Annotated in this window: 26 protein-coding genes and 1 pseudogene; 12 read left to right on the top strand and 15 right to left on the bottom strand. The window is 58.7% G+C overall.

Annotated features, from left to right (window positions below):
- Positions 1-93: 93 nt before the first annotated feature.
- Positions 94-1,449, bottom strand: a complete 1,356-nt coding sequence (locus K6301_RS24065) for an alpha/beta hydrolase family protein (RefSeq protein ID WP_247221353.1) — start codon at positions 1,447-1,449, stop codon at positions 94-96.
- Between the two features lie 481 nt (positions 1,450-1,930).
- Here K6301_RS24065 and K6301_RS24060 point away from each other — a divergent pair, with 481 nt between their 5' ends.
- Positions 1,931-2,182 carry a hypothetical protein gene (locus K6301_RS24060; protein WP_247221352.1) on the top strand — a complete coding sequence of 84 codons (252 nt, stop codon included), beginning with the start codon at positions 1,931-1,933 and terminating at the stop codon, positions 2,180-2,182.
- A 69-nt stretch (positions 2,183-2,251) separates the two neighbouring features.
- Positions 2,252-2,647 (top strand): hypothetical protein, encoded by a 396-nt coding sequence (locus K6301_RS24055; protein ID WP_247221350.1) that lies wholly within the window; start codon positions 2,252-2,254, stop codon positions 2,645-2,647.
- 149 nt (positions 2,648-2,796) lie between these two features.
- On the opposite strand, the gene K6301_RS24050 is transcribed toward K6301_RS24055, so the two are convergent.
- Positions 2,797-3,240 carry a hypothetical protein gene (locus K6301_RS24050; protein ID WP_247221349.1) on the bottom strand — a complete coding sequence of 148 codons (444 nt, stop codon included), beginning with the start codon at positions 3,238-3,240 and terminating at the stop codon, positions 2,797-2,799.
- On the opposite strand from K6301_RS24050, the gene K6301_RS24045 reads away from it, so the two are divergent.
- Positions 3,239-3,490: a ribbon-helix-helix domain-containing protein gene (locus K6301_RS24045; RefSeq protein WP_247221348.1), complete on the top strand. Its 252-nt coding sequence runs from the start codon at positions 3,239-3,241 to the stop codon at positions 3,488-3,490. The genes K6301_RS24050 and K6301_RS24045 overlap by 2 nt on opposite strands.
- A gap of 2 nt (positions 3,491-3,492) precedes the next feature.
- Positions 3,493-3,846: a type II toxin-antitoxin system RelE/ParE family toxin gene (locus K6301_RS24040; protein ID WP_247221347.1), complete on the top strand. Its 354-nt coding sequence runs from the start codon at positions 3,493-3,495 to the stop codon at positions 3,844-3,846.
- A 50-nt stretch (positions 3,847-3,896) separates the two neighbouring features.
- Here the strand turns inward: K6301_RS24040 and K6301_RS25050 are convergent.
- From K6301_RS25050 to K6301_RS24025, 3 genes and pseudogenes are all read right to left on the bottom strand, one after another.
- Positions 3,897-4,142 (bottom strand): annotated as a pseudogene (locus K6301_RS25050) (DNA methyltransferase); the annotation flags it as partial.
- A 427-nt stretch (positions 4,143-4,569) separates the two neighbouring features.
- On the bottom strand, positions 4,570-4,965 hold the full coding sequence (locus K6301_RS24030) for an Ivy family c-type lysozyme inhibitor (RefSeq protein WP_247221346.1): 396 nt from the start codon (positions 4,963-4,965) through the stop codon (positions 4,570-4,572).
- Positions 4,966-5,042: 77 nt separating this feature from the next.
- A complete protein-coding gene (locus K6301_RS24025; RefSeq protein ID WP_247221345.1) occupies positions 5,043-5,582 on the bottom strand; it encodes a TetR/AcrR family transcriptional regulator in 540 nt (179 codons plus the stop codon).
- Positions 5,583-5,722: 140 nt separating this feature from the next.
- Here K6301_RS24025 and K6301_RS24020 point away from each other — a divergent pair, with 140 nt between their 5' ends.
- Entirely contained in the window at positions 5,723-6,190 is a 468-nt protein-coding gene (locus K6301_RS24020) for a hypothetical protein (protein WP_247221344.1), read from the top strand.
- A gap of 141 nt (positions 6,191-6,331) precedes the next feature.
- The gene (locus tag K6301_RS24015) at positions 6,332-7,009 is read left to right on the top strand and encodes a lysozyme inhibitor LprI family protein (RefSeq protein ID WP_247221343.1); all 678 of its coding nucleotides are present in this window, start codon (positions 6,332-6,334) and stop codon (positions 7,007-7,009) included.
- 243 nt (positions 7,010-7,252) lie between these two features.
- On the opposite strand, the gene K6301_RS24010 is transcribed toward K6301_RS24015, so the two are convergent.
- From K6301_RS24010 to K6301_RS23980, 7 genes are all read right to left on the bottom strand, one after another.
- Positions 7,253-8,362, bottom strand: coding sequence for a hypothetical protein (locus K6301_RS24010; protein WP_247221342.1), 1,110 nt, complete (start codon positions 8,360-8,362; stop codon positions 7,253-7,255).
- Positions 8,343-9,425, bottom strand: a complete 1,083-nt coding sequence (locus K6301_RS24005; RefSeq protein ID WP_247221341.1) for a DUF3419 family protein — start codon at positions 9,423-9,425, stop codon at positions 8,343-8,345. Before K6301_RS24005 ends, K6301_RS24010 begins: the two co-directional genes overlap by 20 nt.
- A gap of 10 nt (positions 9,426-9,435) precedes the next feature.
- Positions 9,436-10,725, bottom strand: a complete 1,290-nt coding sequence (locus K6301_RS24000; protein WP_247221340.1) for a F390 synthetase-related protein — start codon at positions 10,723-10,725, stop codon at positions 9,436-9,438.
- Entirely contained in the window at positions 10,722-11,567 is an 846-nt protein-coding gene (locus K6301_RS23995) for an MBL fold metallo-hydrolase (RefSeq protein ID WP_247221339.1), read from the bottom strand. Before K6301_RS23995 ends, K6301_RS24000 begins: the two co-directional genes overlap by 4 nt.
- A complete protein-coding gene (locus K6301_RS23990; RefSeq protein ID WP_247221338.1) occupies positions 11,567-12,565 on the bottom strand; it encodes an NAD-dependent epimerase/dehydratase family protein in 999 nt (332 codons plus the stop codon). The genes K6301_RS23995 and K6301_RS23990 overlap by 1 nt, the downstream gene beginning before the upstream one ends.
- Before the next feature lie 3 nt (positions 12,566-12,568).
- Positions 12,569-13,585: a 3-oxoacyl-ACP synthase III family protein gene (locus tag K6301_RS23985; protein WP_247221336.1), complete on the bottom strand. Its 1,017-nt coding sequence runs from the start codon at positions 13,583-13,585 to the stop codon at positions 12,569-12,571.
- 205 nt (positions 13,586-13,790) lie between these two features.
- Positions 13,791-14,627 (bottom strand): hypothetical protein, encoded by an 837-nt coding sequence (locus K6301_RS23980; RefSeq protein ID WP_247221335.1) that lies wholly within the window; start codon positions 14,625-14,627, stop codon positions 13,791-13,793.
- Between the two features lie 375 nt (positions 14,628-15,002).
- On the opposite strand from K6301_RS23980, the gene K6301_RS23975 reads away from it, so the two are divergent.
- Together K6301_RS23975 and K6301_RS23970 are read left to right on the top strand one after the other, a co-directional pair.
- Positions 15,003-15,293, top strand: coding sequence for a hypothetical protein (locus K6301_RS23975; RefSeq protein ID WP_247221334.1), 291 nt, complete (start codon positions 15,003-15,005; stop codon positions 15,291-15,293).
- A 168-nt stretch (positions 15,294-15,461) separates the two neighbouring features.
- The gene (locus K6301_RS23970) at positions 15,462-16,202 is read left to right on the top strand and encodes a DUF2259 domain-containing protein (RefSeq protein WP_247222508.1); all 741 of its coding nucleotides are present in this window, start codon (positions 15,462-15,464) and stop codon (positions 16,200-16,202) included.
- Between the two features lie 160 nt (positions 16,203-16,362).
- Here K6301_RS23970 and K6301_RS23965 read toward each other — a convergent pair whose 3' ends face one another.
- The 3 genes from K6301_RS23965 to K6301_RS23955 all read right to left on the bottom strand — a co-directional run bounded on the left by K6301_RS23965 (position 16,363) and on the right by K6301_RS23955 (position 18,852).
- Positions 16,363-17,148, bottom strand: a complete 786-nt coding sequence (locus tag K6301_RS23965; protein WP_247221333.1) for a pyrroline-5-carboxylate reductase — start codon at positions 17,146-17,148, stop codon at positions 16,363-16,365.
- Positions 17,149-17,366: 218 nt separating this feature from the next.
- On the bottom strand, positions 17,367-18,110 hold the full coding sequence (locus K6301_RS23960) for an SDR family oxidoreductase (protein ID WP_247221332.1): 744 nt from the start codon (positions 18,108-18,110) through the stop codon (positions 17,367-17,369).
- Complete coding sequence (locus K6301_RS23955; RefSeq protein WP_247221331.1) at positions 18,103-18,852, bottom strand: SDR family NAD(P)-dependent oxidoreductase; 750 nt, start codon at positions 18,850-18,852, stop codon at positions 18,103-18,105. The genes K6301_RS23960 and K6301_RS23955 overlap by 8 nt, the downstream gene beginning before the upstream one ends.
- A gap of 96 nt (positions 18,853-18,948) precedes the next feature.
- Here K6301_RS23955 and ydiJ point away from each other — a divergent pair, with 96 nt between their 5' ends.
- From ydiJ to K6301_RS23935, 4 genes are all read left to right on the top strand, one after another.
- Positions 18,949-21,996 (top strand): D-2-hydroxyglutarate dehydrogenase YdiJ, encoded by a 3,048-nt coding sequence (ydiJ, locus tag K6301_RS23950; RefSeq protein WP_247221330.1) that lies wholly within the window; start codon positions 18,949-18,951, stop codon positions 21,994-21,996.
- A gap of 42 nt (positions 21,997-22,038) precedes the next feature.
- Positions 22,039-22,770: a FadR/GntR family transcriptional regulator gene (locus K6301_RS23945; RefSeq protein WP_247221329.1), complete on the top strand. Its 732-nt coding sequence runs from the start codon at positions 22,039-22,041 to the stop codon at positions 22,768-22,770.
- Positions 22,771-23,168: 398 nt separating this feature from the next.
- On the top strand, positions 23,169-24,284 hold the full coding sequence (locus K6301_RS23940; RefSeq protein WP_247221327.1) for an ABC transporter substrate-binding protein: 1,116 nt from the start codon (positions 23,169-23,171) through the stop codon (positions 24,282-24,284).
- Between the two features lie 71 nt (positions 24,285-24,355).
- Positions 24,356-25,273 (top strand): ABC transporter permease subunit, encoded by a 918-nt coding sequence (locus K6301_RS23935; RefSeq protein ID WP_247221326.1) that lies wholly within the window; start codon positions 24,356-24,358, stop codon positions 25,271-25,273.
- Positions 25,274-25,281: the final 8 nt, after the last annotated feature.

Here is a 25,281-nt window from a genome sequence, read left to right as displayed (position 1 = left end):
AAAACCTTGTCAGGAACCGCTTCGAGGGTTGTCAGACGGACTGTAGGATTTCCTTGGCAATAAACTACGCGGCGCTGAACGGAGTCCGATCAGCTAGAGTGACAGTGCGGGACTGGACTGGTCCAGCCAACTCAATATACGGCGCCATGCATCCTCGATATTGGCCGGGCTTTCGAAAACGTGCGCTTCTCCCCAATATCGCACGAGCTCCGCTTTTCTCCCGAGTAATCTTAAAGCGGCAAACATCTGTTCGGATTGGCCAATCTCCACGTAATCCTGATCGCCATGAAGCATGAGTACCGGCGCCGAAATGTTCTCGACCGAAAACAGCGGGCTGTTGCGGATGTACCGGTCAGGCGTTCTCCACGGCGGCTCCGTGAGATAGTAGTTTTCCGCCGTCCCTGCTTGTCGGCTGTCGTCCGGTATTGAGTCGTAGCGAAACCGAACATCATCGGTCAGAGACAACAGGTTGCTTGTGCCGGCCATGGCGATGCCAGATCGAAAAAACGGCGTCTTGGTCAAAAGCATCAACGCAGCCCAGCCACCGAGACTATGCCCCGCGACATGGACATGCTTGCGATCGACGTAACCGGCGTCGATGGCTGCTTCGCAAGCGGGAAGAGCAGAGTCCATCAGACAGTCGGCCAGTTCGCGGCCGCCACGACGCTCGTCTTCGACCGGCATACTGGGAATGATGACGACGAAGCCATGCGCAGCAAGGAGATGCAGGTTGAAGCAGCCAGGCTCATTGATGAGGTGCTGCCGATGAGCGAGGTCATCGCCAACGGTGAAACCTGGATATACCCAGAGAACGGCAGGCCGCCTTTCCCCTTCCTTGTAGTCGGGCGGAAGAATACATCGAAGTTTTGCATCCTGCCCTGCCGAGGTTTTAAACGGCAGAACCTGTGTTCGGGAGGGGATGACTTCGCCCATATGCGTGTCCGTCTCAAAGACGGTGCTCGCCTCCCCCGCGGTGAGTCTGATTACACGCGTCGCATCATCGGATCGCACGAGGTAGATGGACTGATCCGTCTCGGGATGGCTGGCGACGAGAACGCTCTCGGGGGGAACGATTTTTCCGAAACCAACGCAGCGTGGGGGAAATTCTCGTTCAGGACGATCGCGGAAACTCTCCATTCGTGCCGGCAGGTCACTGTCGCGCGAGAAGATTTCATACTGACCCGTCTCAACGTTTAGGGAGCATAGCTCTATCGTTTCGAACTCGGCTGCCGGTTGATCGCTGGTGAGTCGACTTGCCGTCGGTTCTCGCCCTGCCCACGCTTTTTCCCATGCCTTGGCGCTGGCGACAGCGCCGCGTTTTTCGATGTCCAGCCACAAGGTAGGCCTGTTCTTGCCCGTTAGCTCACAAGCAAGTGTGCTGTTGTCGAGCCATTGGAAGAAAGTGCGGGTGCCAGGTAAAGGGAGGTTGCGCTCGATCAATACGCGCATCTTTCCAGACGCCACATCGATGACGGCCGGCCGAATAAACGAACCGTCAGTAGCCGCTACGGCAATTGTTGATCCATCTGGAGACCATACTGGCGATAGGACACCGAGTTTGTCCGGGGCAGGTAGGGACCGATATTCGGAAGTATCCAAGTCGAGGATACCGAGCTCGCCTTCGCCACGGCCAAGGGCACTCAGAAAGAACCGGGTGGCATCCTTGAGGCTCTTGGGAACGCAAAAAGCCAGTCTCGTCCCATGCGGGTCGAACTCGAACTGGGGCCCGCAGATAATCGGAAAGTCTCGAAGGGCTAGAACATCATCGATGGAAAGGGTGTGCAGGGTGGAAAACTCCCTTCTGATCACTAGGCGGCTGAAACCGAGTTAAGCATGGCTTCACGAGGATGTCGCGTGACGTTTAGGGTTTACACGACGAGACAAGCCTCACCTTTGCATGTAAGGGCTACCCCTCAAAGGTGAGATTTGAATGAATACAGCATTTTCAGCGAACTTCGGCCGTATCGTGATCGTTCTGGCCGTCCTGCTACAAGCAATAGGCAAGGTGATGTTCGGCACATGGCTTTCGGATATTCCGTCACCTCTCTTCGTCCTGATTAGCTTCTCGCTCACCGCAGCACTTTTCCTTACCCTATCGCGCCAAGGCGTCGGAGAACAGGCATGGACGCCGCTGCTACTGCTCAACGCTGCCACGGCGTTTACCTTCCTGAGCTTCTTCTAAGCCCTGAAGCTGATAGAGCCGGCCATCGTCGGCGCTATCGAGATCGGTATCGGCCCTATCCTGGCCGTCGTGATCTCGCTGGCGCTGACCGGCGAGCGGCCGCCAGCGCTGCGGGTGGTGGTGTGCTTCGGTATTTTGGTTGGCTGCGCCATTTTGGGCTTTGCCGCCCTGCAGGGAAGCGGCTTTGCATCATTCGGCCGAAACGCATGGATCGGACTGTTGGCAAGCGTCGCTGCCGGCGTTGGCGCGGTGCTGATCACTATTACCTCCAAGACGTTGCTGAAACGTGGATGGAAGTTCGGAGCGGTGCTGGCGCATCGCTTCTATCTCATCCTGCCTATCTCGCTGGCGATGACATGGGGAACGAATGTCGCCGCCGTGGAATGGTCCGGTTGGTGCGGGCGCACGAGCGCAGCGCGGAGCCTCGGCTGGAGGGGTTGTCTTTTCCGCGCGCCGAGGGGCTGACCCCTAAGGTTTCAGCGTCATCTAAGCGGAATAGCGTTCAGAGCCGTTTTTCCAGTTTACACTATAGGAGTGAGGACATTACGACTTCTAGAGCCGAGGTTGTCATTTATTAGAAGCTAAAAGAGCGACCGCGCGGTGGAACGCAGTTTCTACGAGCCGCCTGGGGAAATGTCTGTGGCACAAATAGCGGCGGACTGCGCCGGGGTCTGGAAGCATTTCACCCCCGTGGCACGCCACTTCCTGAAAATAGCACATTTTTTTGCAAGAACTTCAAGACGCCAGCCCGCAGAACGCGTCAAGCACCAGTCCGACAGCCGCGCAATAGGTGCGGATAGCTGCTCCAGCACCTCCACCGTTTTTTGCGTGGGATGCAGCTTGTTTTCGGTATAGATTCCATTCGGATGATACATCGGACGTCGGTTACGCACGCAGCGGCGGCTGCCCTTAGGACGGTGAAAAAGCGGCTGCGCATTCAAGCCTGACTGCTTGAGTGGGAGGCTCATCGGCCCAACACGGGCCACATGCCGTGATGAATATTGACAATATTTGTCACGGTACCCATAATTAATGGACAAGGAAAGGGTATGCGCCATGCCATCAGGCAGCATTCATGTGAAGGTCAGCGGCGCGCTGCAAGATCACATCCAGCAGCAGATCGGGGATGAAGGTCTCTATGAGAACGCGAGCGAATACATCCGCGCGCTGATCCGCCGTGACCTGCAAACCCGCGATGAAGCATGGGACGCCCTTCAAAGGGAACTGGCTCCTGCCATGCGCGCGGATGACAGCGAGTTCATCGCCGTTTCCGCCGAGGATGTCATCCGCCGCAACAAGCGCAGCTAACTGTGGCCGGTTATCGCTTCTATCCCCGCGCCGACGCCGCGCAAGACAAAATCTGGCGCGACACCCTGGACACATGGGGCGAGGCGCAGGCGGAGACCTACATCCGTGGACTTCATGCACATTTGCAGCGCCTCTGCGAAAACCGCCTTATCTGGCGTCGCCTCCCGCAAAAGCTGGCGGTTCCGTCCGACATCACGCGCAAGGCGTACTTCAGCCGGTACGAGCGCCATTACATCTTCTTTCGGGAACTGGATAACGGCGATCTCGGTGTCATGAGCCTTCTCCATGACAGAATGGATTTGCCGGTACGCCTCAAGGACGACCTTGCAGCTCTTGATGCCAAGGGGCAAGAGTAGGCCCAAGGTAGCCACGACGGATAGCGGATGCGCGCCCGCGCCATGGCAGCGTGACCGGCGTCAAGCTCGATGCCGAGATAATCGCGCCGACACGCATTCGCCGCAACCAAAGTCGAAACCGACTCGCAGAACGGATCAAGTACCAGCCCGCCCGCAGGGCAATAGGTGCGGATAAGCGGCTCCAGCACCTCGACCGGCTTTTGCGTCGGATGCAGCTTGTTGCCGGTATAGACCCATTCGGGAGATGCATCAGAGATAGGTTGCGCAGGGAGCGGCGGTCGTCCCTTCGCCAGCACGTAGGCGCATTCACGGGAAGCACGGAACAGCCCGCTGCTTGTGTTTCGGCGCGGAATACAGGACGCCGATAAGGGGTCAACATTCCGAGCCGATTGACACTGTGATCGGCAACACCGAGGCTTCTTAGGGGCAGAACAGCGTCCTGGCGCGAGTCTTTGCGGACGAAGTTTGCGATGTCTCGGTTCCGACCGAGAGCTTCAGGTCAGTAAAAGTCGGCTTGTCTGCCCGATATCTGGATATCGGTGGATTTTATTACAACCGCTTCGTAACGTCATGCTTCCGTCCAAGAGGCTCGGACGCAATAGACAAATCAGAGATTTCCTGTTCGCTACGGGTCTTGTCAGCGTTCCACAGGACTGTTGCCGCGACGCTTCCTCTTCTGCGCTGTCCCGGGCCGGTCATCATTGCTACAGTCCGTCAGGCCACCTATTCATCAAGAGCCTTATCCAGCAAGTCGATCTGCTCTTTTGACGGAGCACCAAGGTAGCGGGGCTTTCTTCCTTCTTCCACAATCTTCGCCCATGCCTTCTGTCCGTCTTCAGTGAAGAGGATCGCCGCCACGCCTTCGTTCGTTGCATGTTGCTTGGCAACAACGCTGATGGAGTATTGCGTGGAGCCTACGGTTTGCTTTTTTTCGGGATTGGCCACGAAGCGGTTTTCGTCACTCAACCATCCCGGAACCTTTCTTTCCGATTTCAACAATCGCTTCCACGTTTGGGCGTAACCAGGTTCCTTTAGGAGTTCATATATATACACGTCGTTGGCATGCGCCGTTCCGACCAAACTGACAAGTGAGATCAGGATAAAAATTCTACGCAGCATTTCCTTCGCCTTTTCCAATCGTCGACACGCAGAGCGGCGTTGATATTATCTGTTTGGCATTCAATCCAGATCTTAGCTCAGTGACCGTTGTTCACGCCATCCGCCATCTTCAAGGAATCACGCACTCGTTCCAGTGCCATTTCGACCGCCCCATCCAACCCCATCAACGAAAAACTACCGCTGAGATCGAAGGTACAGTGGCCGTGGACCGTGGCGATCAATGAACGCGCCAGGCGCGGCGCCATGTTCTTCCTCGCCGGAGGCAAGGCGTTGGCAACTTCCTGCACCACAACCTCCGTCAGCTTGGCGCGTTGTGCACCCTGCTCCTCCGGCATCACGAAATCATCGGGAATGTGATGCTCATAGATCGCGCGCCACAAGTTTCGGTTATTCCTTGCAAAGGAAAAGTAGTTCTCCACCAGACACTGGATCCTGTCGCCCTCGCAGTCTGCGAGCGCGTATCGCAGTTCATTCGCCCACTGCTCGAAAGTCCGTGTATTCACGGCCGCTATGAAATGATCATAGGTGCCGAAGACATTGTAGAGTGTGCCTATCGAATAGCCGATGCGCTTCGAAACCTCGCGCGCGGAAAACCGCATGAAACCGACTTCGGCCATGTGTTTGTGTCCTTCGGAAATCAACATCTGCGCGATTTCCGACCTAGAATGATCAGAACGTCTTCCCATAAGCACTCATAGCACGAGAAAACCAAGACGACAATTGAACGCCGTTCACAATCGTGCTAATCGCCTGCGATATGAAGTTTTCAGCAGCGATATCGCCGGGCTCTTTCAGATCAGCCATTCTCATTTTTTGGCTCGCGATGCTCGGTGCGGAAGCCGCCCATGCCAGCGGGCAGTTGCCGCCCACAATTTTTATGGAAAAGACGCTTCCCAACATCGACGCGTGCCATAACCTTCTGGACAGCATCTATCGGAACGATCTCGCCGAAGCCGCAAAGCCGCAAGCGTCCGCCGATCGGCAGCAAGTCGTGCTCACACATAAACCGGTCGTGGAAGGCCCTCAGCTGGTCACCTATGACGTCCAGTACGGCTGGCTATCTAAAACCGAGCTTCCCCAGGAGCGGAAGATCAGGAACGACTACAGCTATGATCGCCGCCGTTATGTTTGCAAGGGTGGACAGCTGACGGGGACCAGCACGCAGGGTTTCACCCTCGAAACATATGAAGATATGCCAAACGACGAAAGCAAGGGCAAAGACTGACACAAGGAGGCGCTCGCCTTCGACCACACGCAACGTTACGCCAGTTGGCCGAAGATGAAGATATGGGCCGGGCCGACCGCGAAATATCGCGCCCGGCATGACGAAAATCACGGTGGGTCGTTTCAAGGAGACGCAACGAGTATGGGGAAGCGGATTTATTTTCCTGTTATTTTGATGATCGCCGCCGGAGGCCTCGCATCCTCGGCCAGCGCGGAAGGGATCAACTGTAAAAAGGCGCAAACCCCGATCGAAAAAGCGATCTGCGCCGATCCCGATTTGCATGCTTTAGATACGCGCGTCGCGACGGCCTACAGCCGTCTGCTAAAGGAGTTGGATCCCGAAAGCGCCAAGGCACTCAGAAGCGATCAACGCTGGTTTAACACTGCTCAAGAACTTGCGACGGAAGCGAGGGATGGTAGGGTCGAGAAGGACGACATATCCGACTCACTTCAGTTCCGTGCGAAGTTTCTCGAATCCATCGTCGCTCGTCCCGCTTCGGGACTATCCGGCCGGTGGGAGAACGCTGCCGGCACCGTCACCCTCGACGAATCGCCTGAAAACCGTGTGACATTCGATGGCAATGCTGCCGATCCGCAAAGCGCCCGCTGGCTCTGCGAAGCCGGAGGTGAAGGCCCTCTTGTCAATGGTGAGGCTAAAATCGCTGTTGAAACCGACGATGGCGCATGGACCATTACTGCTTCGCGCGGCGGGGCAACACTGGGCCTCGACGAGATCCCGCCATCGAAGGATGCCGCTAGCCCACCTTATTGCGGGTTCAACGGGCGATTTTCCGGGGTGTATTTTCAGACTAGAAAATAGGCCGCCGATAGGATCGCAACAGGTTGGCGGATGCGCGAATTGCCCCTGCTTACACATCCGGCGAAACGGCGCGTCCGCTCGCAGGATTTTCAAGATCATTTCGCTGAATGCGACGGTTGTGCGAGCGTTGATCCGCTTCGAACAGCCGTCCGATTGCGGCCGACAAACGAGCACAATCATGCTCATGCTTTTCGTTGGCGCCGGTCGCTGGCGGCCAGCCACGTCAGCGCTCCGTCGACGCTGTTATAACTGATACTTCTTCAGCATAGGTATACCAATGCCGTGCGCAACCGCGGCCAGAACCCGCATCGGAATACGACGGACCCAAGGCAGGTGCCTGAAATAGAAAGCGGTATACTCTATTTCGGCTGACGCTCCCCGAGACATCTTGAAGCCCGTGGCGCCCGACGACATGTTGAGACTCAGCCCCTGCTGCGCAGCGCACCGGGTGCCGGCGTGAAAGCCCAACCGATAGAGGCCGGCCTCTTGTTCACGCGCGGTGTTGTAGCCCATCAGTGGCACAGTTGCGTCGCCGCCAAGCCTGTGAAGACCGACAAAACTCTGGATCAGGCCATCCTGATCCCTATGGACAAGATATCGGATCATACCGATCTCGTGGCTCATCATGATGAAATCGGCCGTGTAGGCTGGGTTCAGAAAGGAGTATTTCTCAAGATACAGCATCGCGTAGAGCTCTGCGACGCGTTCGGCATCCCGTTGACCGATGGTCTCCAACTCCTCGTAACGGAACGAAGAACGTTTCCACAACGCTTCATCCCGCTTCAGGTCACGCCGCCGCGTCATCTGGTAACCGATATCGTCGGCGATGAAAATCTGGCGGCTGGGAAGAAGCACCCAGCCTTCAGCCTCAAGCGACATCATGAGCGGTCGATGCCGCCGCCCGGTCAATGACCGGATTGCAAGAAAATGGTTCGGGAACCGCAAGGTGAGTTCCCTTGTCTCAGCTGAGACAAGATTACAGTCGAGACTGGGCAGAAGGTTCGTCGACATCATCCAGTTGTTGATATGAACGATCTTGTCGATCTCGGCAAACTTCAGCACTTTGGCGACGCAAGCGATAACCGCTTTCAGTGCCGGAACGAGCGCTGGGTTCGGAAAGCGTGAAAGCTCCTCCCTCGTGTAATCGATGTAGCCGACCCAAGGCGAGCAAACGAACGTGTCCTGAGGTTCACCGTCGTTGATCGTCATCGGCAGCAAGGCACCGCCCCACTGATGACATGTGACAATTGTCCTCAGATTGCGGATATAGGCGCCGGAGCCGGCCCCTGCGAATGCCGAAACGTAACGCCGCGCCATCTCGTTTCGGCACTCGTCAACCATCGCCGGCACCATGAATCTGTCCGGTGCGGATGCGATAGATGATGGCCTTGTCGGACGAAGACAACGCGGCTGAAAACGGCCCGTCGATGCTTACCGTCTCGAATGGCAGCGGCAGATCGTTCATGAAAATCCGCTCACAGTATCGGGCCTCCGGCGCTGCAACAGCCAGGATCCCTTTCCAGCATTTCTCATAAAATTCGCGATTGCTGTATGAGCCGAAATCGGAAAGAGAAAAACCATCAAACTGCCCAAGGTGCAAATTCGGAAGATCCGCCAAGCCGCCTTCGACGATCCGCAGGCTCCCGAGCCGACTTCTGAGCAAGTCGTAGTTTTCTCGGCGTAAATGAACGGGCAAGGCACCATCGGCATCATGCCGGCCATTGAAAATGAGCGCCGCGAAATCGCTTTCACGAAAAAGGAAGGTTCGGGCTGCTCTGCTGAAGTCGTCATTCAGCCGCTTGCCCACTTCTTGCGGCGGCGGCAGAAATTCGCCGGCGGGCTCGCGCATCACCCATCGCCATATCCAGTCGCGACCGATCATTTCCAGCGCGGTTTGCAATTTGCTATTGGCGAACTTCGCCTCCCACAGACGGGCCTGTGTTTCCAAATCCGGGGCCCGCATCAGTTGCTGAATATCGCGTCCTCGCAAGAGTTTGAGAAAACGTGAGTTCCAAAGCAACAGCTTTTCCCACTTGCCCGCATGCCATATGCCCGCTTTGATCATCTGCCGTTTCTGGTCCCAGATCATCTGGCTAGCGGACGACAACGCTAGCCTTAGCTCATGATAGACCGAAAGGCGCGACGTACTCTTTGCAATGCCGAGAAATGCCAGAAGATCTTCGTACTCGAGGCTGCGGATCGCCACGATTTTCAACTCCAGCAGCGCATTCTGGACCGGGTTGATATCGAGCGCCACCACCTCCTCTGCCGACGATAGCAGCATGTCGAGAGGCCGTGTGCCAGACCCCGTCAGGCATACGATCCTTCTCGCGCCGGCGAGGGCCCTGAGTTCCGTTTCACCGTCTTCGTTTGCAGATGAGAAATTGAGATTTTGAAAAAATCCCATGGCTTCCATGCCTTTCTTTTTAAGACCAGCGCCGCGGGTCGCCGTCGCTCGGACGCCATTGCCGCGTAACGCGCCTGAGTTTTTTGCCCGGCTCAGGAATCAGATCCGTCATTTGGATATCGGTCCGCGCGATCATGTGCCTTTGGAGCAGCAAGCCCAGATTCTCGTGCGCCATTTCACGCACCAACGCAGGCACGGCGGCTGGCAGATGCAATATCAGATTGTTTCGACCTGTTTGCACAAGTTTGAAATCGAGAATGCATCGGTCCGAATCGACAATGGCGTTCCGCAGGATATCCGGCGTGAGCTCAACCAGGCGCTCACCATCGCCACCCAGATAAAAGATATCATCTTCGCGGCCGACTATTTCATCGACCACCTGAAGCGGAGATCCGCACGGACATGCATGAGAGCTCAGGCGCACCAGGTCGTTCAACCGATATCGGGCCATGATCTGCGTTCTCCGGCTGAAATCGCTGATGATCGGCACAGAGAGACCGCCCGCTTTCTCCTCGAAGTCAAAGTGCATGCAGTCTTCGGCGAGATGAAGCCTGCCGTGCGCGCATGTGACGGCGAGCAACCCTTCGGTCGCCATGTAGATTTCCCGAAGGGGAACGCGAAATGCCGTTTCAATGAGCCCTCGGTCGAAGCTCTCAAGCTTCTCAGCGCAGGAAAAGACCCGTCGTGGAGCCATACCCATATCCATCTCGGCGATCTGCCTGAGGACCCGCGGCGGTGCGATCAAAACCGTGGGATCAAACGCGAGCAAATCGGATCGATGTTCGGCGAGAGGCGCGCTGGTATTGAAGAAGCGCAATGTGAGGATGCGGGTGCGATTGGCGCTCGTATAGAGAGGTGTATCGATTGGCAGCAAAACCGCTATCCGGTCCCGATGACGCCAAAAATCCGGCAACGCCTTCGCCAGGATCGCACCCAGCCAGGCAAAACGCTCCGCCTGCGAGATAACGAACAGGCCACGGTTGCCACTCGTTCCGGTGCTGGCGCCGGCAATGAGATCGCCGATCCGACGATCTCCCTCGAAAGCGCGCCAGCCCTGCTCATTGGTAATCCGGGGAACGTTGTATCGGGAAAAGTCCGCCATGAGGACTGACTTTTCCATAAGCGGTATGTCTTCAAGAGTTGGAGTGCTGCCGGCGAAGGCCCGAAATGCTTCGACCCTGTGGATGTCGTTCCGCAGCCATTGCTCAAGCCGTCTTGCCTGCCAGGCTCGGAAGTCGGAACGCCTGCCGATAAATCGGCTGATAGATCTTGTCCTAAGGTAAGATTGCAGTGCGGCGGCAAGGCTCATGATCGCGCCTCCAGTTCCGCGTCGAGATCATAGGGGTGGCCATTCGGGTCGTGACACAGCATCACCTCCCCGCCATCTTTGACGAAGGCCTCGACTTTCCTCATGCTTGATCGGAGGGCTTCGCGGTCAGCACCGACAAGACTTGCAGGAAATCCGGGCGCACGGTTTTCAAGGATTGCCTTGATAAGCCACTGGCTATCCGTCGCGTAGAAGAGAGGAACCGGCAGTCGTGGAAAGCAAAACCCCACATGGCCCGCCGCATGCCCCGGAAGATCGATCGCAAGCAGCGAACCATCTTCGAGAAGGTCATAGCCGTTCCCAAGCGCCCCCGGTGCATTGGCAACGGGGTGATCCTCGAAGAAGGCAAGGCGTTTGTCGATATCGTCCGGGACGAGAACATCGAAAACACCTGACAAGGCATTCTTGATGCGTGAATTGCTCCTGTAGATGGTCCAGGCTTTTCGGGAGCACATGATCTTCGCGTCCGGAAAATCATGCAGCCGACCGATGTGATCCGCGTGAAAATGAGTGATGAGGATCGTTTGTATCTGTTTTGTGGTAACGCCAAAGCGCGCCAGGCCGATAGACAAACGGTCGTTGGCAAGCGTGGAAGGACTCAGCAGCGCCCGATAAATCTCAAGGAACGCCGATTTTTTTAATCCTTGCAGGGTCCCGGCGTTGAAATAGCCGGTGTCAATCAGGCTGTGCCCCGTTGTTTCATGGTGGAAGTAACCCACACGCACACGCAGATCGGTCTTACGCCATCGGCCTCCTTTCAGGACGAGGCGCTCACGGACGGGCAGAAACGATGTGGTAAAAAACCGTGGAGACAGTGGCGACATCACCCTTTCCTCCGATCCATCGCTTTGCCGGGGAACGTCCGGGCAAAGCCCTCCTCCCACGAGATGCCCGGCCTCCACTGCAAACGCCGATTGATCCTGGATAGGTCCAGCGTCTGCGAGAACGCAAAAATCCCTAAGGAGTAGGATGTGACGCGAGGCTCGGGTCGTGTTGGCTTCAGGCTCGCAAGAAATTCACCCGTTCGCACAGCCAACCGGGCGGGAACGAGCGGCAAGTTCCGCCAGACGGGCACCACGCCACTCGCGCGGGCGGCCCGCTCGACAATGTGTTCGATGGAGATTGCTTCACCACCTGACACGTTGAAGATTTCCCCGACCGCGTCTTCTCTTCTTCTGGCGATCGTCATGATGGCATCTACGACGTCATCGACATGGGTGATATCGGTTGCCGCCCGACCATCGCGGAACCGAGGCAAGGGAGCCGCTTTCGCCGCGCTTATCAGCCTTGGAAGCAAAGAGGTGTCGCCTCGGCCGTAAAATCCGCGAGGACGGACAATTGTAGAGGGGATACCGCTTTCGAGGACGAGACGCTCCGCAAGGGCTTTACTGCGGGCATATTCATTCACGGGCCGCGGCAATGTGCAGTCTTCGGCGACGTTCCATTGATCTCGAAAGCGAAAATAAATCGCCGGCGTTGAGACATGAATAAAATGGCGAACGCCGCACGCTTTCGCCACCGCAATGATCTTTTCGGTCGCGCGAATATTGGAATATTCGAATTCGGATCTGCGTCCCCACGGAGAGGACAGCCCGGCGCAATGAATGATGCAATCCAGGCCGCCTATCGTCGCTGCGAGTTCGATCGGGTCCATGGTCGCAAGGTCCAGCGAAACCCTGCGTTTTTGGTTTTCAAGCGGAAGCGCGTCGAGCTTGTTCCTGTTCCGTCCCATGGCGATGACGTGTTCTCTGTCCTCGCGCAGGCGACGGACGATCGCTCCGCCGAGAAATCCGGTGGCTCCCGTGACGAGGTAGCGGCTCATGAACTAGAGATCCATCACAAGGCCGCCGAAAGAGACTCCGGCGGAGGTTCCAAGCATCATTATCCTGTCTCCCTCGCGCACCAGATCGTGCTCAAAAGCGTAGTCCAGAACGAACGGAATGGATGCCGCGACCTGGTTGCCGACCTCCGCAGAGATATCGATGACCTGCTCCTGCCTGAACGCGCATAGCCGCGTCATATGTGCGAGGGCGCCTGGACTTGCCTGATGGGCGATCACGCGATCGATCTCATCCTTGCCTGTGTCTGCAGTCGCCAGAAGCCGATCGACAAAAGCCCCGAAATCCCTTGCCGTCAGGCGAAAAAGCTCCTTTCCGTCCATCATGAACAGACTGTGCTTTGAAAAGAGTTCGAATTCCTTATGAAAATCAAACCGCGTGCCGCCGGATGCAAGGCCGCAGGCCTCGAAGCCGGACGACAGCGTGGTGAAACGCGACGCCACGATGCCTGCCTTGTCATCACGCTTTAGGACCGCCGCCGCCGCGCCGTCTCCAAACAATCCTGCCACGGCGGGGGCCTCCTTCCAGGGAAGTGCCCGCGAGGCGATCTCGGATGAAACGATCAGAATGTTGTTGTAGACCCCACCCTGAAGCAGGCCGGATGCGAAGTTCAAGGCGACCGGAAAACTGAGACAGGTGCTGTTCACATCGGTGGCAAAGCACGTTCCGTCGTCAATGCCGAGCGCTCGCTGGATTGCAGGTGCAGTCGCTGGAATGGGTTGGTAGGGAACGGCGCTAGCGCAAATGATCATGTCGAGATCTTGCGGGCGCAAGCCGGCCGCATCCAGCGCCTTGACCGCAGCCTGCCTGCCGAGCTCGATCTGGTCTTCAGCCTCGCAAACATAGCGCTTCGCCACGCCTGTGACCGACTGCAGATAACCGGGATCGAAACCGTGCAATCGGTCGAGTTCCGCTGACGAGACTGCTCGCGTCGGCAAGGCTCTTCCCGTCCCGGCAAGCTTCACTCCAGCGAATTTTTGCAGAGGACCGTCAGAGTTCACCATTTGCTCCCACCTTCAACATCTGACGGAATCATCGTCTTCGCCCCGTCTGAATGCAGAGATCCAGCCGACATGCCCTGACCATGTCCGGGCATGGAAGCGGTCTTGACACGTGGCACCTCGACGAACCGCATGTCACATGTCGTAAATTGGCTGGAACAAATGCCCCGGAACCAGTTCTGATGATTGGCGATGCGTTCCCGGTCACTCAGTTTCCGGCGGGCTGTTGATACTGCCGGGTATTCTCATCGAATGTATAGTCCACGGCATCGTTGGCACCCAGCGTCTTGGTCTTGCCGGGCCCCTCCACCTGCGTCCCGCTCATATCCACGCGGATGACCGGCATGGTCCCGGACACCGGCGGAGCGAAGGAAAGCTTCCCGGTACTGGAGACGCAAGGGGTTGGGAGATCATCGCCGCAATTTGCGCTGTTTTCTCCCCCGGCTGCCACAGAACCGAGATACTCCCATCCCTTGTAATCTCCGCGATCGTTCTTCTCGGGGTCGAACGAGAAGATGGTGAAATTGTTGATCGTTTCACCGGCTTCAAAAATTGTCGTCGGGATGGCCAGCACCACGTGCTGATTGGATGTCACGTACTGGACCGGATCGCGGGTGTCGTCGACCTGTTCCGCCTTCGTCACTCCGGGCAGTTCACCAACGTCGTTCTGACCATGGAAAAGCGTCCAAAAGGACTTTCCGCCATCCGTGTCGAGCCGATATGTCGCCTGGCCAAACAGCAATCCCTCCTCGGAACTGCCCTCCCCCGGTTCGAGAACAGTAAAGCCGGTATAGTACGGCGTGCCCGCAATCTCGAAGTGATAGTTGTACCAGAGACTGACGATATCGCTGCTGCCATTCGCGTTCGCGAGCGCATAGGACGCCGAGCCGTCACCCTTTTCCCCCCAGATGTCTGCGAGCACATATCCGGGAGCCGGATCGGGGATGTTAACCGCGCCGGAATTCGACGCGGCATGTGCCGTGCCAAAAATCGAGACAAGCATAACAGAACCAAGAAATGCGGCTTTTCCAATACGGGACATCATCTTCGTTTCCAACGGTCAGGGCCAGTTCCCGATCGCATTCTGCGAGCGGGCATCGCACCATTACCATAAAATATACATTGTTCAATATCCTCTTGCCGCAACGTGTCATAACCAACCCGCTCGCAGGTTTGGGTTTACGTCCCGCGCAAAACCGCTGAAAGAAGACCGCGTCCCGAACAGTCCGTAAGGTATATTGGCTTGGCGGCCGCGAAAGCTATGATCCAGACGACAACCCGCGAAACCTGGGGTACCTCGTGACCAAAAGCGGCCGACGGAAATGATCTCAATGCCTGGAGACAAAGTAATTGGCCAATAATTGACAATCCCCTGGGGACCAAGCTTTCTCGCAGGGCAACTGAAGACAGGAGATTATGGATGGAGCCTACCGATGACTATATCGGCTACCTCCAGCAGGAATGGTCGATAAGCGGCGCGCTCGTTCTTCGCGACCACGGGGTCGGCAGCGATCTTGAAGCCATACAGGAATGGGTAAGCTGGTTTATCGTGAACGGTAGGCAGGACCAAGATTACGAGCTGATTCTAAGCCGTATCGACCACAGTCTTAATCTGGATATTCCGTTTGCGGCGACGTCCACCGTGAGAGAATCGCTTATATCGACCGTGCGGAGCAAATTGAAAGATCCCCTCTATCCGCATGCCCGGTGACCGGCGTAATCCGCCCACCGGAAGTGGCCCATAGGCATTTCTTCCGGTTCCGCATGCAAGGCACCGCCGCGACAATGCCGGCTATCGGCCGCCGGTGCGTGTTGCCGCTTGCCCGTTTCCAGTTTTCATCCTAATTTTCCGCTCGTGGTCCGGTAGAGTACAGGATTGATGTTCAACATTTGCAAGCTTGCCGGCATTTTGCTGGTCTTGTTCATGGCGCCAGCCACAGCCGGAGACAGGGCCGGGATCGACTTTATCGGTTATTCTACCAACGGCTCCTATTTTGCCTACGAGGAATTCGGCATCCAGGATGGTTCGGGGTTTGCGTATGCCAATTTGTACGTACTCGACCTCAACACGAAAAGCTGGGTAAAGGGCGCGCCGTTCCATGTGGTAGGCGAGAATGATGCGAGCACCATTGCCTCGACATTGGGCGCTGTGCGCGCGCAAGCCCAGCCGCTACTCAACGAGCTCGACATTGGCGAGCCTGTCGATATTGCCGCCCTCAATGCGGATGGCGCACTCGGCGTCAACGTGCGCAGTTTGCGCTTTGGCAGACCCGGGCACGAAATGGCTGATCCCGAGCAGGACTATGAGCTCACGCTGTCGGCAATCGAGGACGGTGTCGATCCGCCCAAATGCGCGGCATGGGGCGAGGAGCATGTATCGGGTTTTTCACTTTCCTTGACCGTCAATGGTAAGGCCAGCGAGGTTTATCGCGACTCAGCGGTGCCAGAGAGCCGTGGCTGCCCGCGTGGGTATAGGCTTTATGCGGTCGTTACGCCATTCGATAGCCTCGCCTCCTTCTCTCCCGATTTGACGGCTGGTATGGTCGCTATCGTTTCGGTTTATTCAATGGGCTTTGAGGGCACGGACCGGCGTTTCATCGCGGTGCCGATTGGCAAGTGATCCCGCGACCAGCGCTGTCGCTGTTTGCGCCATCTCGAGTTAGAGCGAACAGGCCCGACGGCAATGGCGGCCGAGTGCCCGCCTATCCAACCTTCCGATGCACGTGAAGCACTTCGGTTCCGCGCCCGCCGTTCATCGCTTGAAATTTGGCGAACCAATCTCAGCGCGCTTGGATTCGGGTCAAGACTACATCGAGCGCGCGTGACAGGGCAGCGAGACCACCACTATCCCGGAACTGCGCGAACATTTGCTCATTCAGTCCGCCCTTGGTGGAATACTCGTGGCGGAGATCTACCAGAGGCGTCAATGGATCGCGAAACGCGACCGTTGAGAGGCTCAGAAAATGCTGTGCGAGATATTTTCGCGCACTTTCCTGCGGCAGGCCGTTTGACTGCATCCAACCGACCACGTGGTCCATGATGCCGAAATAAGAGCCCATCAGCGCGCTTGCCGCGGCGAGCACGTCGAACTCCTCGATGGTCTTGCAGGCGACGGCCGTTCCCAATGAAGAAAAGAAGGCTTCGACGTCCGGGTCTGGCGGGAATATCGTCGTGACGCCGCTGCGGCTCGCAACGAACGGCAGCGGCACCGCACGCACGAGATTGACGGGAACGCCGATCATCTCGCGCAGGGTTGCATGATCGATCGTCGCAATCAGGCTGACGACTTGCTGGCTGGGACGGAAGCGGAGGGCGCGCACGACCTCCTCGGCGACATCAGGCCGGACCGCAAGGAAGAGCATATCCGCGGCATCAAGCACATGCTGGTTGTCGGCAGCCACGTTTACCTGCGACGAGAGCGTTGCGAGATGCGCGGCGGTTTTTGCGGAGCGAGGCGATACGATAATTTCGGGTGCCGGCTCCTCGCCTGAGACGAGCCCCGTCACAATTGCTTCGGTGATCGTTCCGGTACCAATGAAGCCAAGCCGGGGCTTTGGGAATGCCATGAAACGTCAGTCCTCGGCGGGATTATGAAAGCCGGGCGGAAGGTTGAAGCCAGACGTGGATGCCGGCGGTTCCGCATGAACCTCCGGCCGCGGCTTCGGGATCATCGCATGCGCCGCGACGACAGAGCGGATAGCTACGGGACGATAGTTCCGCAAGAGGTCCGGCCGACACTGTTCCTCAGACGCCCTGCTGGTCATGCCCGCTCCTCCCGCTGACATCACTGTGCCTCAAATTTAACCATTGTACCACCGCCTGTCGCTTGGTCCGTAGGGAAGACTTCGACGCGGGCGACATCGACATAGACCGGAAGGTCAATAACATCATTGACGATGCGCGCGATATGTTCCGGCTGGATCGGTCGGTAGCCGTCATAAAGCTGGGCCTGCGCCTGGTTGTCGGCAATCGATGTTCGGTAGAGGTCGGTCTGAACGCGGCCCGGCACGATCTCGCTTACCCGTACGGAGGTGCCGAGCAGGTCGCAACGCAGGTTGTCGCAGAACAGGCTGAGTCCGGCCTTCGAGGCGCCATAGGCACCCATGCCCGGATAGGGCGCCTGGCCTCCGCTTGAGCCGATATAGATGAGGTGGCCGCGCCTGCGCGCCACCATATCCGGCAGCATGATGCGCGTCAGATGCAGCGGCGCCTTCAAGTTGACGTCGATCATCGCGTCGATCTCGGCGGGATCAATCTCCTGGAACGCCGCGCGGGTCGAAAGAATCCCAGCATTGTTGACGAGGATGTCGACGTCGACGCCATTGAGTGCTTCTGCGATTTGCGCGGTGTCGCGCACATCGGCCTGAATGGGAACAGCACCGGTTGCCGCTGCCAGCGCAGCAAGCTGCGCTTCATTACGGCCGACGGCATAGACGGTGAGGCCACGAGCACGCAGCATGGGCACAATGGCCTTGCCGATGCCACTGGTGGCGCCGGTGACGACGGCGACACGATAGGCGTCAGACATAGATGTAGCCCCCGCTGATCACGACATTCTCGCCGGTGGCATAGGTGTTGCGGCTGGAAGCCATCATGACGATCCACTCGGCCATCTCAACGGGTTCCGCGGCACGGCCGAGCGCGCTCGCCTTGGCGAGTTCCGGCAGGAAACCGAGCTCCTTGGCGCGATCGGTCGCGAAGCCGGCCGGCGCTACCGAGTTCACCAGGATCTGGTCTGCGGCACATTCCTGCGCGAAGGATTTAGTGAGGCTGACGACGGCAGCCTTGGTGGCCGCGTAATGGGCGTTCTGCGGATGGGCCTTGAAGGCATCGACCGAGGTTACATTGACGATGCGACCGGTCACCTCGGGCGCATTGACGAATTGGCGCATATGGCGCACCGCTGCCACCATCATGTGATAGGTTCCCTTGACGTTGATGGCGTTTTCGAGATCCCAGTCGTCGTCGGAAATCTCGAGGATCGGCTTGCGCGGATAGATCGCCGCGCTGTTGACCAGCGCATGGATGCGGCCGAGCTTCTTCGCCACCGCGTCGAAGCCCCCATGCGCCGTCTCGGCGCGGGAAATGTCGGCGACCGCGGTCGCAACCTCTGCACCCATCGCTTCAAGTTCCGCAGCAGACGAGGCAAGTAGTGCCTCGTTGCGATCGATGAGCCCGATCTTCGCAGCACCGCGGTCGACCATCAACCTGGCAGTCACGAGCCCGAGCCCCGAGGCGCCACCGACGATGACAACAGACTGGCTCTTCATGTTCGGACCTCAGGGATTTGGGTTGCGTGGCCGTATTGGCATGTTATCACTTATATGCCAACTCAGACGAAGCACAAGCCCCTTTTGGATGTCGAGATGATCCCTCGCCTTGCCGCAGCCCGCCCTGACGCTTCACCCGCTGCTGCCTTCCTCGCGCATCTCGCGGGCATGGGCCTCGAAGGTGAGATCGGCCGAACGCCGGCGGAGCGCACGGTCTTCGCTACAGACAATTCCATCTATCAGGTGGAGCCGGCAGCCATCATTTTCCCAAGGAATACCAACGATCTCAAGAGCATAGCCAAGTCTCTCGCCCGACCGGAATTCGCCGATATCAGCATCGCCCCGCGCGGCGGCGGAACCGGAACGAACGGCCAGTCACTGACATCGGGCATCATTGTCGATTGTTCGCGGCATATGAACCGTATCCTGGAGATCGACCCGGTACGCCGCATCGCAAGGGTGGAGGCAGGCGTCGTCAAGGACCAGCTCAACAAGGCGCTGGCGCCGCATGGCTTGTTCTTCGCACCCGAGCTTTCGACCTCCAACCGGGCGACGATCGGCGGCATGATCTCGACCGATGCCTGTGGCCAGGGCTCCTGCCTTTATGGCAAGACCAGCAATCATGTACTTGGCCTGCGCGTGGTGCTGGCCGACGGAACCGACTTCCTCTCCCGACCGGTACGCGAAGAGGAATTGCGCGCGCTCCAGGCGCGGCGTGACCGGATTGGCGATATCCACCGCACCCTCGCTCGGATCGCCAACGACGATCGCGCCGAGATCGAGCGCACCTTCCCGAAACTCAATCGCTTCATGACGGGCTACGACCTCGCCCATCTGTGGCGCGACGACGGCCTTTTCGATCTGAACGCGGTGCTCTGCGGGTCGGAGGGCACGCTGGCGATGATCGCCGAGGCGGAACTAAACCTGCTGCCGATCCCGGCGCATGCCGCGCTCGTCAACATCAGATACGACAATTTCAACGCGGCACTGGAGGATGCCCGCAATCTCGTCACACTCGGTGTCGCCTCGGTTGAGACGATCGATGAAACATTGCTGCGGCTGGCCAAGGGCGATATCGTCTGGCCGCACATCGCCGCCTTTTTCCCCGACGATGCTGACGGACCGGCCAACGGCATCAACATCACGGAGATCCTGGCAGATACGTCCGAGGAACTTGCCGAAAAGCTTTCCGGCGTGACGGCAGCCCTCCAAGACCGTCCCTTTGCTGGCCGTAGAGGTTTTACGGTTACTCAAGGAAAAACCGAAATCGAGGCAGTTTGGACGATGCGAAAGCGGTCGGTCGGCCTGCTCGGCAATGTCGAGGGGCCGGTGCGGCCGGTGCCCTTCGTCGAGGATACCGCTGTTCCACCGGAAAACCTCGCCGCCTATATCCGCGAGTTCCGGGCGGCGCTCGATCAAGACGGCCTCACCTATGGCATGTTCGGCCATGTCGATGCCGGGGTGCTTCATGTGCGCCCGGCGCTTGATCTCACCCGCCCCGAACACACCGTGCTGGTGCGCCGCATCAGCGATACCGTCGTGGCGTTGACGCGCAAATATGGTGGCGTGCTTTGGGGGGAACACGGCAAGGGCATGCGCTCGGAATATGTGCCTGAATTCTTCGGACCTCTTTATCCGCGCCTGCAGGAGATCAAGGCGGCCTTCGATCCGCTCGGGCAGCTCAATCCTGGCAAGATCGTCGCGCTCGCCGGCCGCAGTCTGCCGAAGATTGACGCCGTCCAACTGCGGGGCTCGCTTGACCGTGACATCGGCAACGACATCCGCGCGGCCTTCGACAATGCGGCCTATTGCAATGGTAACGGCGCCTGCTTCGATTTCGACGCGGACAGCCTTATGTGCCCGTCCTACAAGGGGACGCGCGACCGGCGATTCTCGCCGAAAGGACGCGCCTCTCTGATGCGCGAATGGCTGCGGCGCCTTGCCGAAAAGGGTGTCGACGCGCGCCGCGAGGCCACTCGGCGACACCCGTTTGGCATCGTACGCCGCCTGTGGAACAGCATCAGTCCCGCCAATCGCGAGGATTTTTCCCACGAAGTGCGCGCGGCAATGGACAACTGCCTCGCTTGCAAGGCATGTGCGGGGCAATGTCCCGTCAAAGTGAGTGTTCCAGCCTTCCGCTCCAAGTTCCTCGCGCTCTATTATGGGCGCTACCTGCGGCCACTAAAGGACCCGCTGGTCGCCGGCATCGAAAGCACTCTGCCGCTGATGGCGCGGATGCGGCCATTCTACAATGCCGTTACCGGATCCCAGATAGGCCAGGCCGTTATGCGGCGCGCAGGCCTCACCGCACTGCCCCTTCTTCCACCCCTATCGCTGCGCCGAAAACTTGCGGCCCAAAACGTGCCCGTCGCTACGCGGGGCCTGCTCGCACGCCTCGGTGAAAGGGAGCGGGCCAAGACCGTCATCTTCGTGCCGGATGCCTTCACCGAGCATTTCGACCCACAGGTGCTTCTCGATGCTTTGGAAGTGGCGCGGCTGCTCGGACTGGCTCCCCTCATCGCGCCGCCGCTGGTCAATGGCAAGGCGCTGCATGTGCATGGCTATCTCGGCGCCTTCGAGAAAGTGGCCCGCCGCACCGCTGCGGCCATTGACGGGCTGGCGGAAGCCGGCGTGCCGCTGGTCGGCATTGATCCGTCGATGACCCTCACCTTTCGCAGCGAGTATTCCGGCACCGGAATGAAGGGACGTGTCCTGCTGCCGCAGGAATGGCTGACCACCATCCTCGACCGCCTTCCCTCTGGTGCGGTCGGGCAGCGCAGGCGCATCCACCTGATGGCCCATTGCACGGAGCGCACCAATGCACCGGCGGCCGTTGGCCAGTGGAAGACGATTTTCGATAAACTCGGCATCGAGCTCGTTGTGGACGACGTCGGCTGCTGTGGCATGGCGGGCACCTTCGGCCACGAGGTCCGCAACCGCGCGCTTTCCGAAACTCTCTATGCCATGAGCTGGAAGCCCGCGCTGGCCGCACCAGGTCGGGTCGATCTGGTGATGGCGACGGGATATTCCTGCCGGTCGCAGGTTAAGCTGATGGACGGGGTGAAGCTTCCCCATCCCCTTCAGACCATCCTCACCGCCCTCCAGGCCCCGAACCCTTCCCCTGAAGAGAGATGGGACGTATGATGTGTGACAAATTAGAAGATTAAGGGCAGAGGCTGTATCGGAATGTCGGTTATCACGCAGCGCGGCAATCTCGGTGAAATCGTCGTCGCCAAGCTGACCGAGCGTATCGATTCCGGACTGTATGCTCCGGGCGAAAAAATCCCGTCAAGCGCGCAGCTCTGCGAGGAATTTGGCGTTTCGCGCACCGTCATCCGAGAGGCCCTGACCTCGCTGAAGGTCGCGGGCCGCGTCATCACCCGCCAGGGCGCCGGCGCCTACGTGACGGAGAAGGACGCCAGAACACTGAATTTCGAAATCAGCCGCATCGACGATATCCGCTCGGCCATGCAGATCCTGGAGCTGCGGCTCGGCGTGGAGATGCAATCGGTGGCGCTTGCCGCCCAGCGCCGTACGCCCGAGGCGCTGGCCGAGATCGCCCGCGCCTTTGACAATATCGAAAACCTCGATACGGATGATGCCGAGGTCGAGGCGCGCGCCGATTTCGAATTCCACCTCGCCATCGCCAAAGCAACGCGCAACCCGCATTTCCCGCGTTTTCTGGAGGCGGTCATGGGCGAGATCAATTTCGATCTCGTTCTCAAGCACAGCCAGTCCGGCCGCTCCTACAATGCCTATCTGAAGAAGATCAACAAGGAGCATGCCGCGATCCTCGCGGCGATAACGCAAGGCGACGCCAAGACGGCGAAACAGGCGCTCTCTGCCCACCTGGAAGAAAGCCTCAACCGCTACCGGGCCCGGCTCGCAGAGCCTGCGGGCGCCACGGCCAAGGCATGACCCCTTCCCTGCCGATCAAAGGACAAGACGTCCTTTGACGAACCATCCCGCCGCACGGCTCGCCGTCGCGGGATCACCCGCATTTCTGTGCGCCGTTCCGGCCTCCTGATTGCCCCCACTTCGTCAAGGACAGCTTGTCGATTGACGGAATTTCTTACGCAGGTCCGCCTGCGGGGCAGCCATATACTCTCCGCAGTGGCGAAGAAACTTGAAAGCGGTCTCCACACGACAAGCGCGTGGAGCGCAGACCGGGATGGGCACATCACTGTCTCCTGTTATCCCGCCCTCCAGGGGTGACGCAGGCCGAAAGCCGGCATTTGCCCCTGCAATCACAAGATATGCGGAACGAACCGCATCCCAGTGAAGAGATCATGGCTTAACCAGAGGGAAGCCCACACATGACACGGATTTCGACGTTCCTGGCGGCGACCGCCATCGCCTCCTCCCTGTTCCTTGCGCCGGCCTTTGCAGCCGACACCATCAAGATCGGCGTCGCCGGTCCTTATACGGGCGCCAACGCCACTTTTGGTGAGCAGGTCTATAATGGCGTTTCCACCTATGTGAACGAGGTGAACGCCGCAGGCGGCATCAACGGCAAGCAGGTCGAGCTTGTGAAGGGCGACGACGCCTGCGAACCCAAACAGGCTGTGGCCGTCGCAAACCGCTTCGTTGACCAGGACAAGGTACAGGCGGTGATCGGCCATTTCTGCTCGTCAAGCACGATCCCGGCCTCCGAAATCTACAACGACGCCGGCATCCTCGAAATGACGCCGTCCTCGACCAATCCCACCGTGACCGACCGCGGCTTCGGCAACCTGTTCCGTGGCTGCGGCCGTGACGACCAGCAGGCCGTCGTCGCTGCCGGTTTCATCCTCGACACGCTGAAGCGCGACAAGATCGCCCTCATCCATGACAAGGACACCTATGGTCAGGGCCTCGTCGACGCCGTCAAGAAGACCATGGAAGAGCGCGGCGTAGAGCCGGTCCTTTATGAAGGCCTGACGCGCGGCGAACGCGATTTCAACGCACTCGTTACCAAGATCAAGAGCACCGGCGCGAATGCCGTCTATTTCGGTGGCCTCATTCCGGAGGGCGGCCCGCTGGTACGCCAGTTGAAGGAACAGGGCGTCGACGTGGTCTTCGTGACCGGCGATGCCTTCGCCCAGGCCGAACTGGTCGCGGCCGCCGGCGGACCGGCCAACCTGAAGGATGTCTATTACTCCGCGACCCCGGACCCGCTCGCCGACCCTTCGACCAAGGGCGTGCAGGACGCACTGACCAAGGCCGGTGTCACGCCCGCCAACTATGTGCTCTACGGCTATGCCAATGCCCAGGCTGTCGTCGCAGCGCTGAAGGCCGGCGAAGACCTCGATGCCCAGGCCTCCTGGCTGCGCGCCAACACGGTCGATTCCGCCATCGGCAAGATCAGCTGGGACGAGAAGGGCGATATCAAGGACTTCAAGTTCGTCTTCTATAACTTCGACGACAAGGGAACCCCCGTTCTTGTGAAGTAAGGGCGATCCGCTCATACCGGCCGGGCTATCGTCCGGTCGGCTCTCCGCGCCTATTTTCAGGGGGTCCGCGTATGGATGCCTACATCCTCGTCCAGCAATTGTTCAACGGCATCACGCTCGGCACAATATATGGCCTGATCGCCGTCGGTTACACCATGGTCTATGGCGTTATCCGCATGATTAACTTCGCCCATGGTGACGTCTACATGGTCTCGGCCTACATCGCCGCGATCGCGCTTGCCGTCCTCACCTTCTTCGGCGTGCAGTCCGTGCCCTTCGCACTGATCTCGGTGCTGGTCATCACCTGCGCCATCACCGCTGTGTACGGCTGGGCCATCGAGCGCGTCGCCTATCGGCCGTTACGCGGATCCACCAAGCTCGCACCCTTGATCTCGGCTATCGGCATCTCGCTGATGCTGCAAAGCTATGTGCAGATTGCTCAAGGAGCGCGCGATCAGGGCGTTCCTACGCTTATCAGCGGCGTGTTCCGCTTCGGTGACGGCGTCCACTTCGCCCAGATCACCTACATGCAGACCGTAATCCTCTTCGCCTCACTGATCGCCATGGGGATCCTGACCTATGTCATCAATTACACGCGGATCGGCCGCGAGTGCCGTGCGGTCCAGCAGAACATCCGCATCTCGGCCGTGCTCGGCGTCAACACAGATCGCATCATCTCCACCGTCTTCGTCATCGGCGCCGCGACGGCTGCCGTCGGCGGTGTGCTTGTTACGTTCAACTACGGTTCTTTCAATTTCTTCATCGGCTTTGTCATGGGGATCAAGGCCTTCACTGCGGCTGTGCTGGGCGGCATCGGCTCGTTGCCAGGCGCCGTGCTCGGCGGCGTGCTGCTTGGCCTGACGGAAGCGCTGTTCGCCGGCTATGTCAGCACAGATTACAAGGACGTCTTCGCCTTCGCACTCCTCATCGTTCTCCTGTTCTTCCGCCCCTATGGCCTGCTTGGCCGGCCGGAAATCCAGAAAGTGTGAGGACACGA

It is taken from the genome of Shinella oryzae (genome assembly GCF_023038235.1).
Taxonomy (GTDB): Bacteria; Pseudomonadota; Alphaproteobacteria; order Rhizobiales; family Rhizobiaceae; genus Shinella; species Shinella sumterensis.
The sequence above is the reverse complement of the archived record's forward strand: the minus strand, read 5'-3'. Positions and strand labels throughout refer to the sequence as shown.

What these genes read in the sequence shown, in the direction of transcription:
- K6301_RS23980 (WP_247221335.1), bottom strand. Translation starts at nt 14,627, where the DNA reads ATGATGTCCCGTATTGGAAAAGCCGCATTTCTTGGTTCTGTTATGCTT.
- K6301_RS24060 (WP_247221352.1), top strand. Translation starts at nt 1,931, where the DNA reads ATGAATACAGCATTTTCAGCGAACTTCGGCCGTATCGTGATCGTTCTG.
- K6301_RS24005 (WP_247221341.1), bottom strand. Translation starts at nt 9,425, where the DNA reads ATGGAAGCCATGGGATTTTTTCAAAATCTCAATTTCTCATCTGCAAAC.
- K6301_RS23935 (WP_247221326.1), top strand. Translation starts at nt 24,356, where the DNA reads ATGGATGCCTACATCCTCGTCCAGCAATTGTTCAACGGCATCACGCTC.
- K6301_RS23940 (WP_247221327.1), top strand. Translation starts at nt 23,169, where the DNA reads ATGACACGGATTTCGACGTTCCTGGCGGCGACCGCCATCGCCTCCTCC.
- K6301_RS24000 (WP_247221340.1), bottom strand. Translation starts at nt 10,725, where the DNA reads ATGAGCCTTGCCGCCGCACTGCAATCTTACCTTAGGACAAGATCTATC.
- ydiJ (WP_247221330.1), top strand. Translation starts at nt 18,949, where the DNA reads ATGATCCCTCGCCTTGCCGCAGCCCGCCCTGACGCTTCACCCGCTGCT.
- K6301_RS24010 (WP_247221342.1), bottom strand. Translation starts at nt 8,362, where the DNA reads ATGGTGCCGGCGATGGTTGACGAGTGCCGAAACGAGATGGCGCGGCGT.
- K6301_RS23955 (WP_247221331.1), bottom strand. Translation starts at nt 18,852, where the DNA reads ATGAAGAGCCAGTCTGTTGTCATCGTCGGTGGCGCCTCGGGGCTCGGG.
- K6301_RS24050 (WP_247221349.1), bottom strand. Translation starts at nt 3,240, where the DNA reads ATGGCGCATACCCTTTCCTTGTCCATTAATTATGGGTACCGTGACAAA.
- K6301_RS24045 (WP_247221348.1), top strand. Translation starts at nt 3,239, where the DNA reads ATGCCATCAGGCAGCATTCATGTGAAGGTCAGCGGCGCGCTGCAAGAT.
- K6301_RS24020 (WP_247221344.1), top strand. Translation starts at nt 5,723, where the DNA reads ATGAAGTTTTCAGCAGCGATATCGCCGGGCTCTTTCAGATCAGCCATT.
- K6301_RS23990 (WP_247221338.1), bottom strand. Translation starts at nt 12,565, where the DNA reads ATGAGCCGCTACCTCGTCACGGGAGCCACCGGATTTCTCGGCGGAGCG.
- K6301_RS23960 (WP_247221332.1), bottom strand. Translation starts at nt 18,110, where the DNA reads ATGTCTGACGCCTATCGTGTCGCCGTCGTCACCGGCGCCACCAGTGGC.
- K6301_RS23985 (WP_247221336.1), bottom strand. Translation starts at nt 13,585, where the DNA reads ATGGTGAACTCTGACGGTCCTCTGCAAAAATTCGCTGGAGTGAAGCTT.
- K6301_RS23945 (WP_247221329.1), top strand. Translation starts at nt 22,039, where the DNA reads ATGTCGGTTATCACGCAGCGCGGCAATCTCGGTGAAATCGTCGTCGCC.
- K6301_RS23965 (WP_247221333.1), bottom strand. Translation starts at nt 17,148, where the DNA reads ATGGCATTCCCAAAGCCCCGGCTTGGCTTCATTGGTACCGGAACGATC.
- K6301_RS23970 (WP_247222508.1), top strand. Translation starts at nt 15,462, where the DNA reads ATGTTCAACATTTGCAAGCTTGCCGGCATTTTGCTGGTCTTGTTCATG.
- K6301_RS24025 (WP_247221345.1), bottom strand. Translation starts at nt 5,582, where the DNA reads ATGGCCGAAGTCGGTTTCATGCGGTTTTCCGCGCGCGAGGTTTCGAAG.
- K6301_RS23975 (WP_247221334.1), top strand. Translation starts at nt 15,003, where the DNA reads ATGGAGCCTACCGATGACTATATCGGCTACCTCCAGCAGGAATGGTCG.
- K6301_RS24015 (WP_247221343.1), top strand. Translation starts at nt 6,332, where the DNA reads ATGGGGAAGCGGATTTATTTTCCTGTTATTTTGATGATCGCCGCCGGA.
- K6301_RS24030 (WP_247221346.1), bottom strand. Translation starts at nt 4,965, where the DNA reads ATGCTGCGTAGAATTTTTATCCTGATCTCACTTGTCAGTTTGGTCGGA.
- K6301_RS23995 (WP_247221339.1), bottom strand. Translation starts at nt 11,567, where the DNA reads ATGTCGCCACTGTCTCCACGGTTTTTTACCACATCGTTTCTGCCCGTC.
- K6301_RS24065 (WP_247221353.1), bottom strand. Translation starts at nt 1,449, where the DNA reads ATGCGCGTATTGATCGAGCGCAACCTCCCTTTACCTGGCACCCGCACT.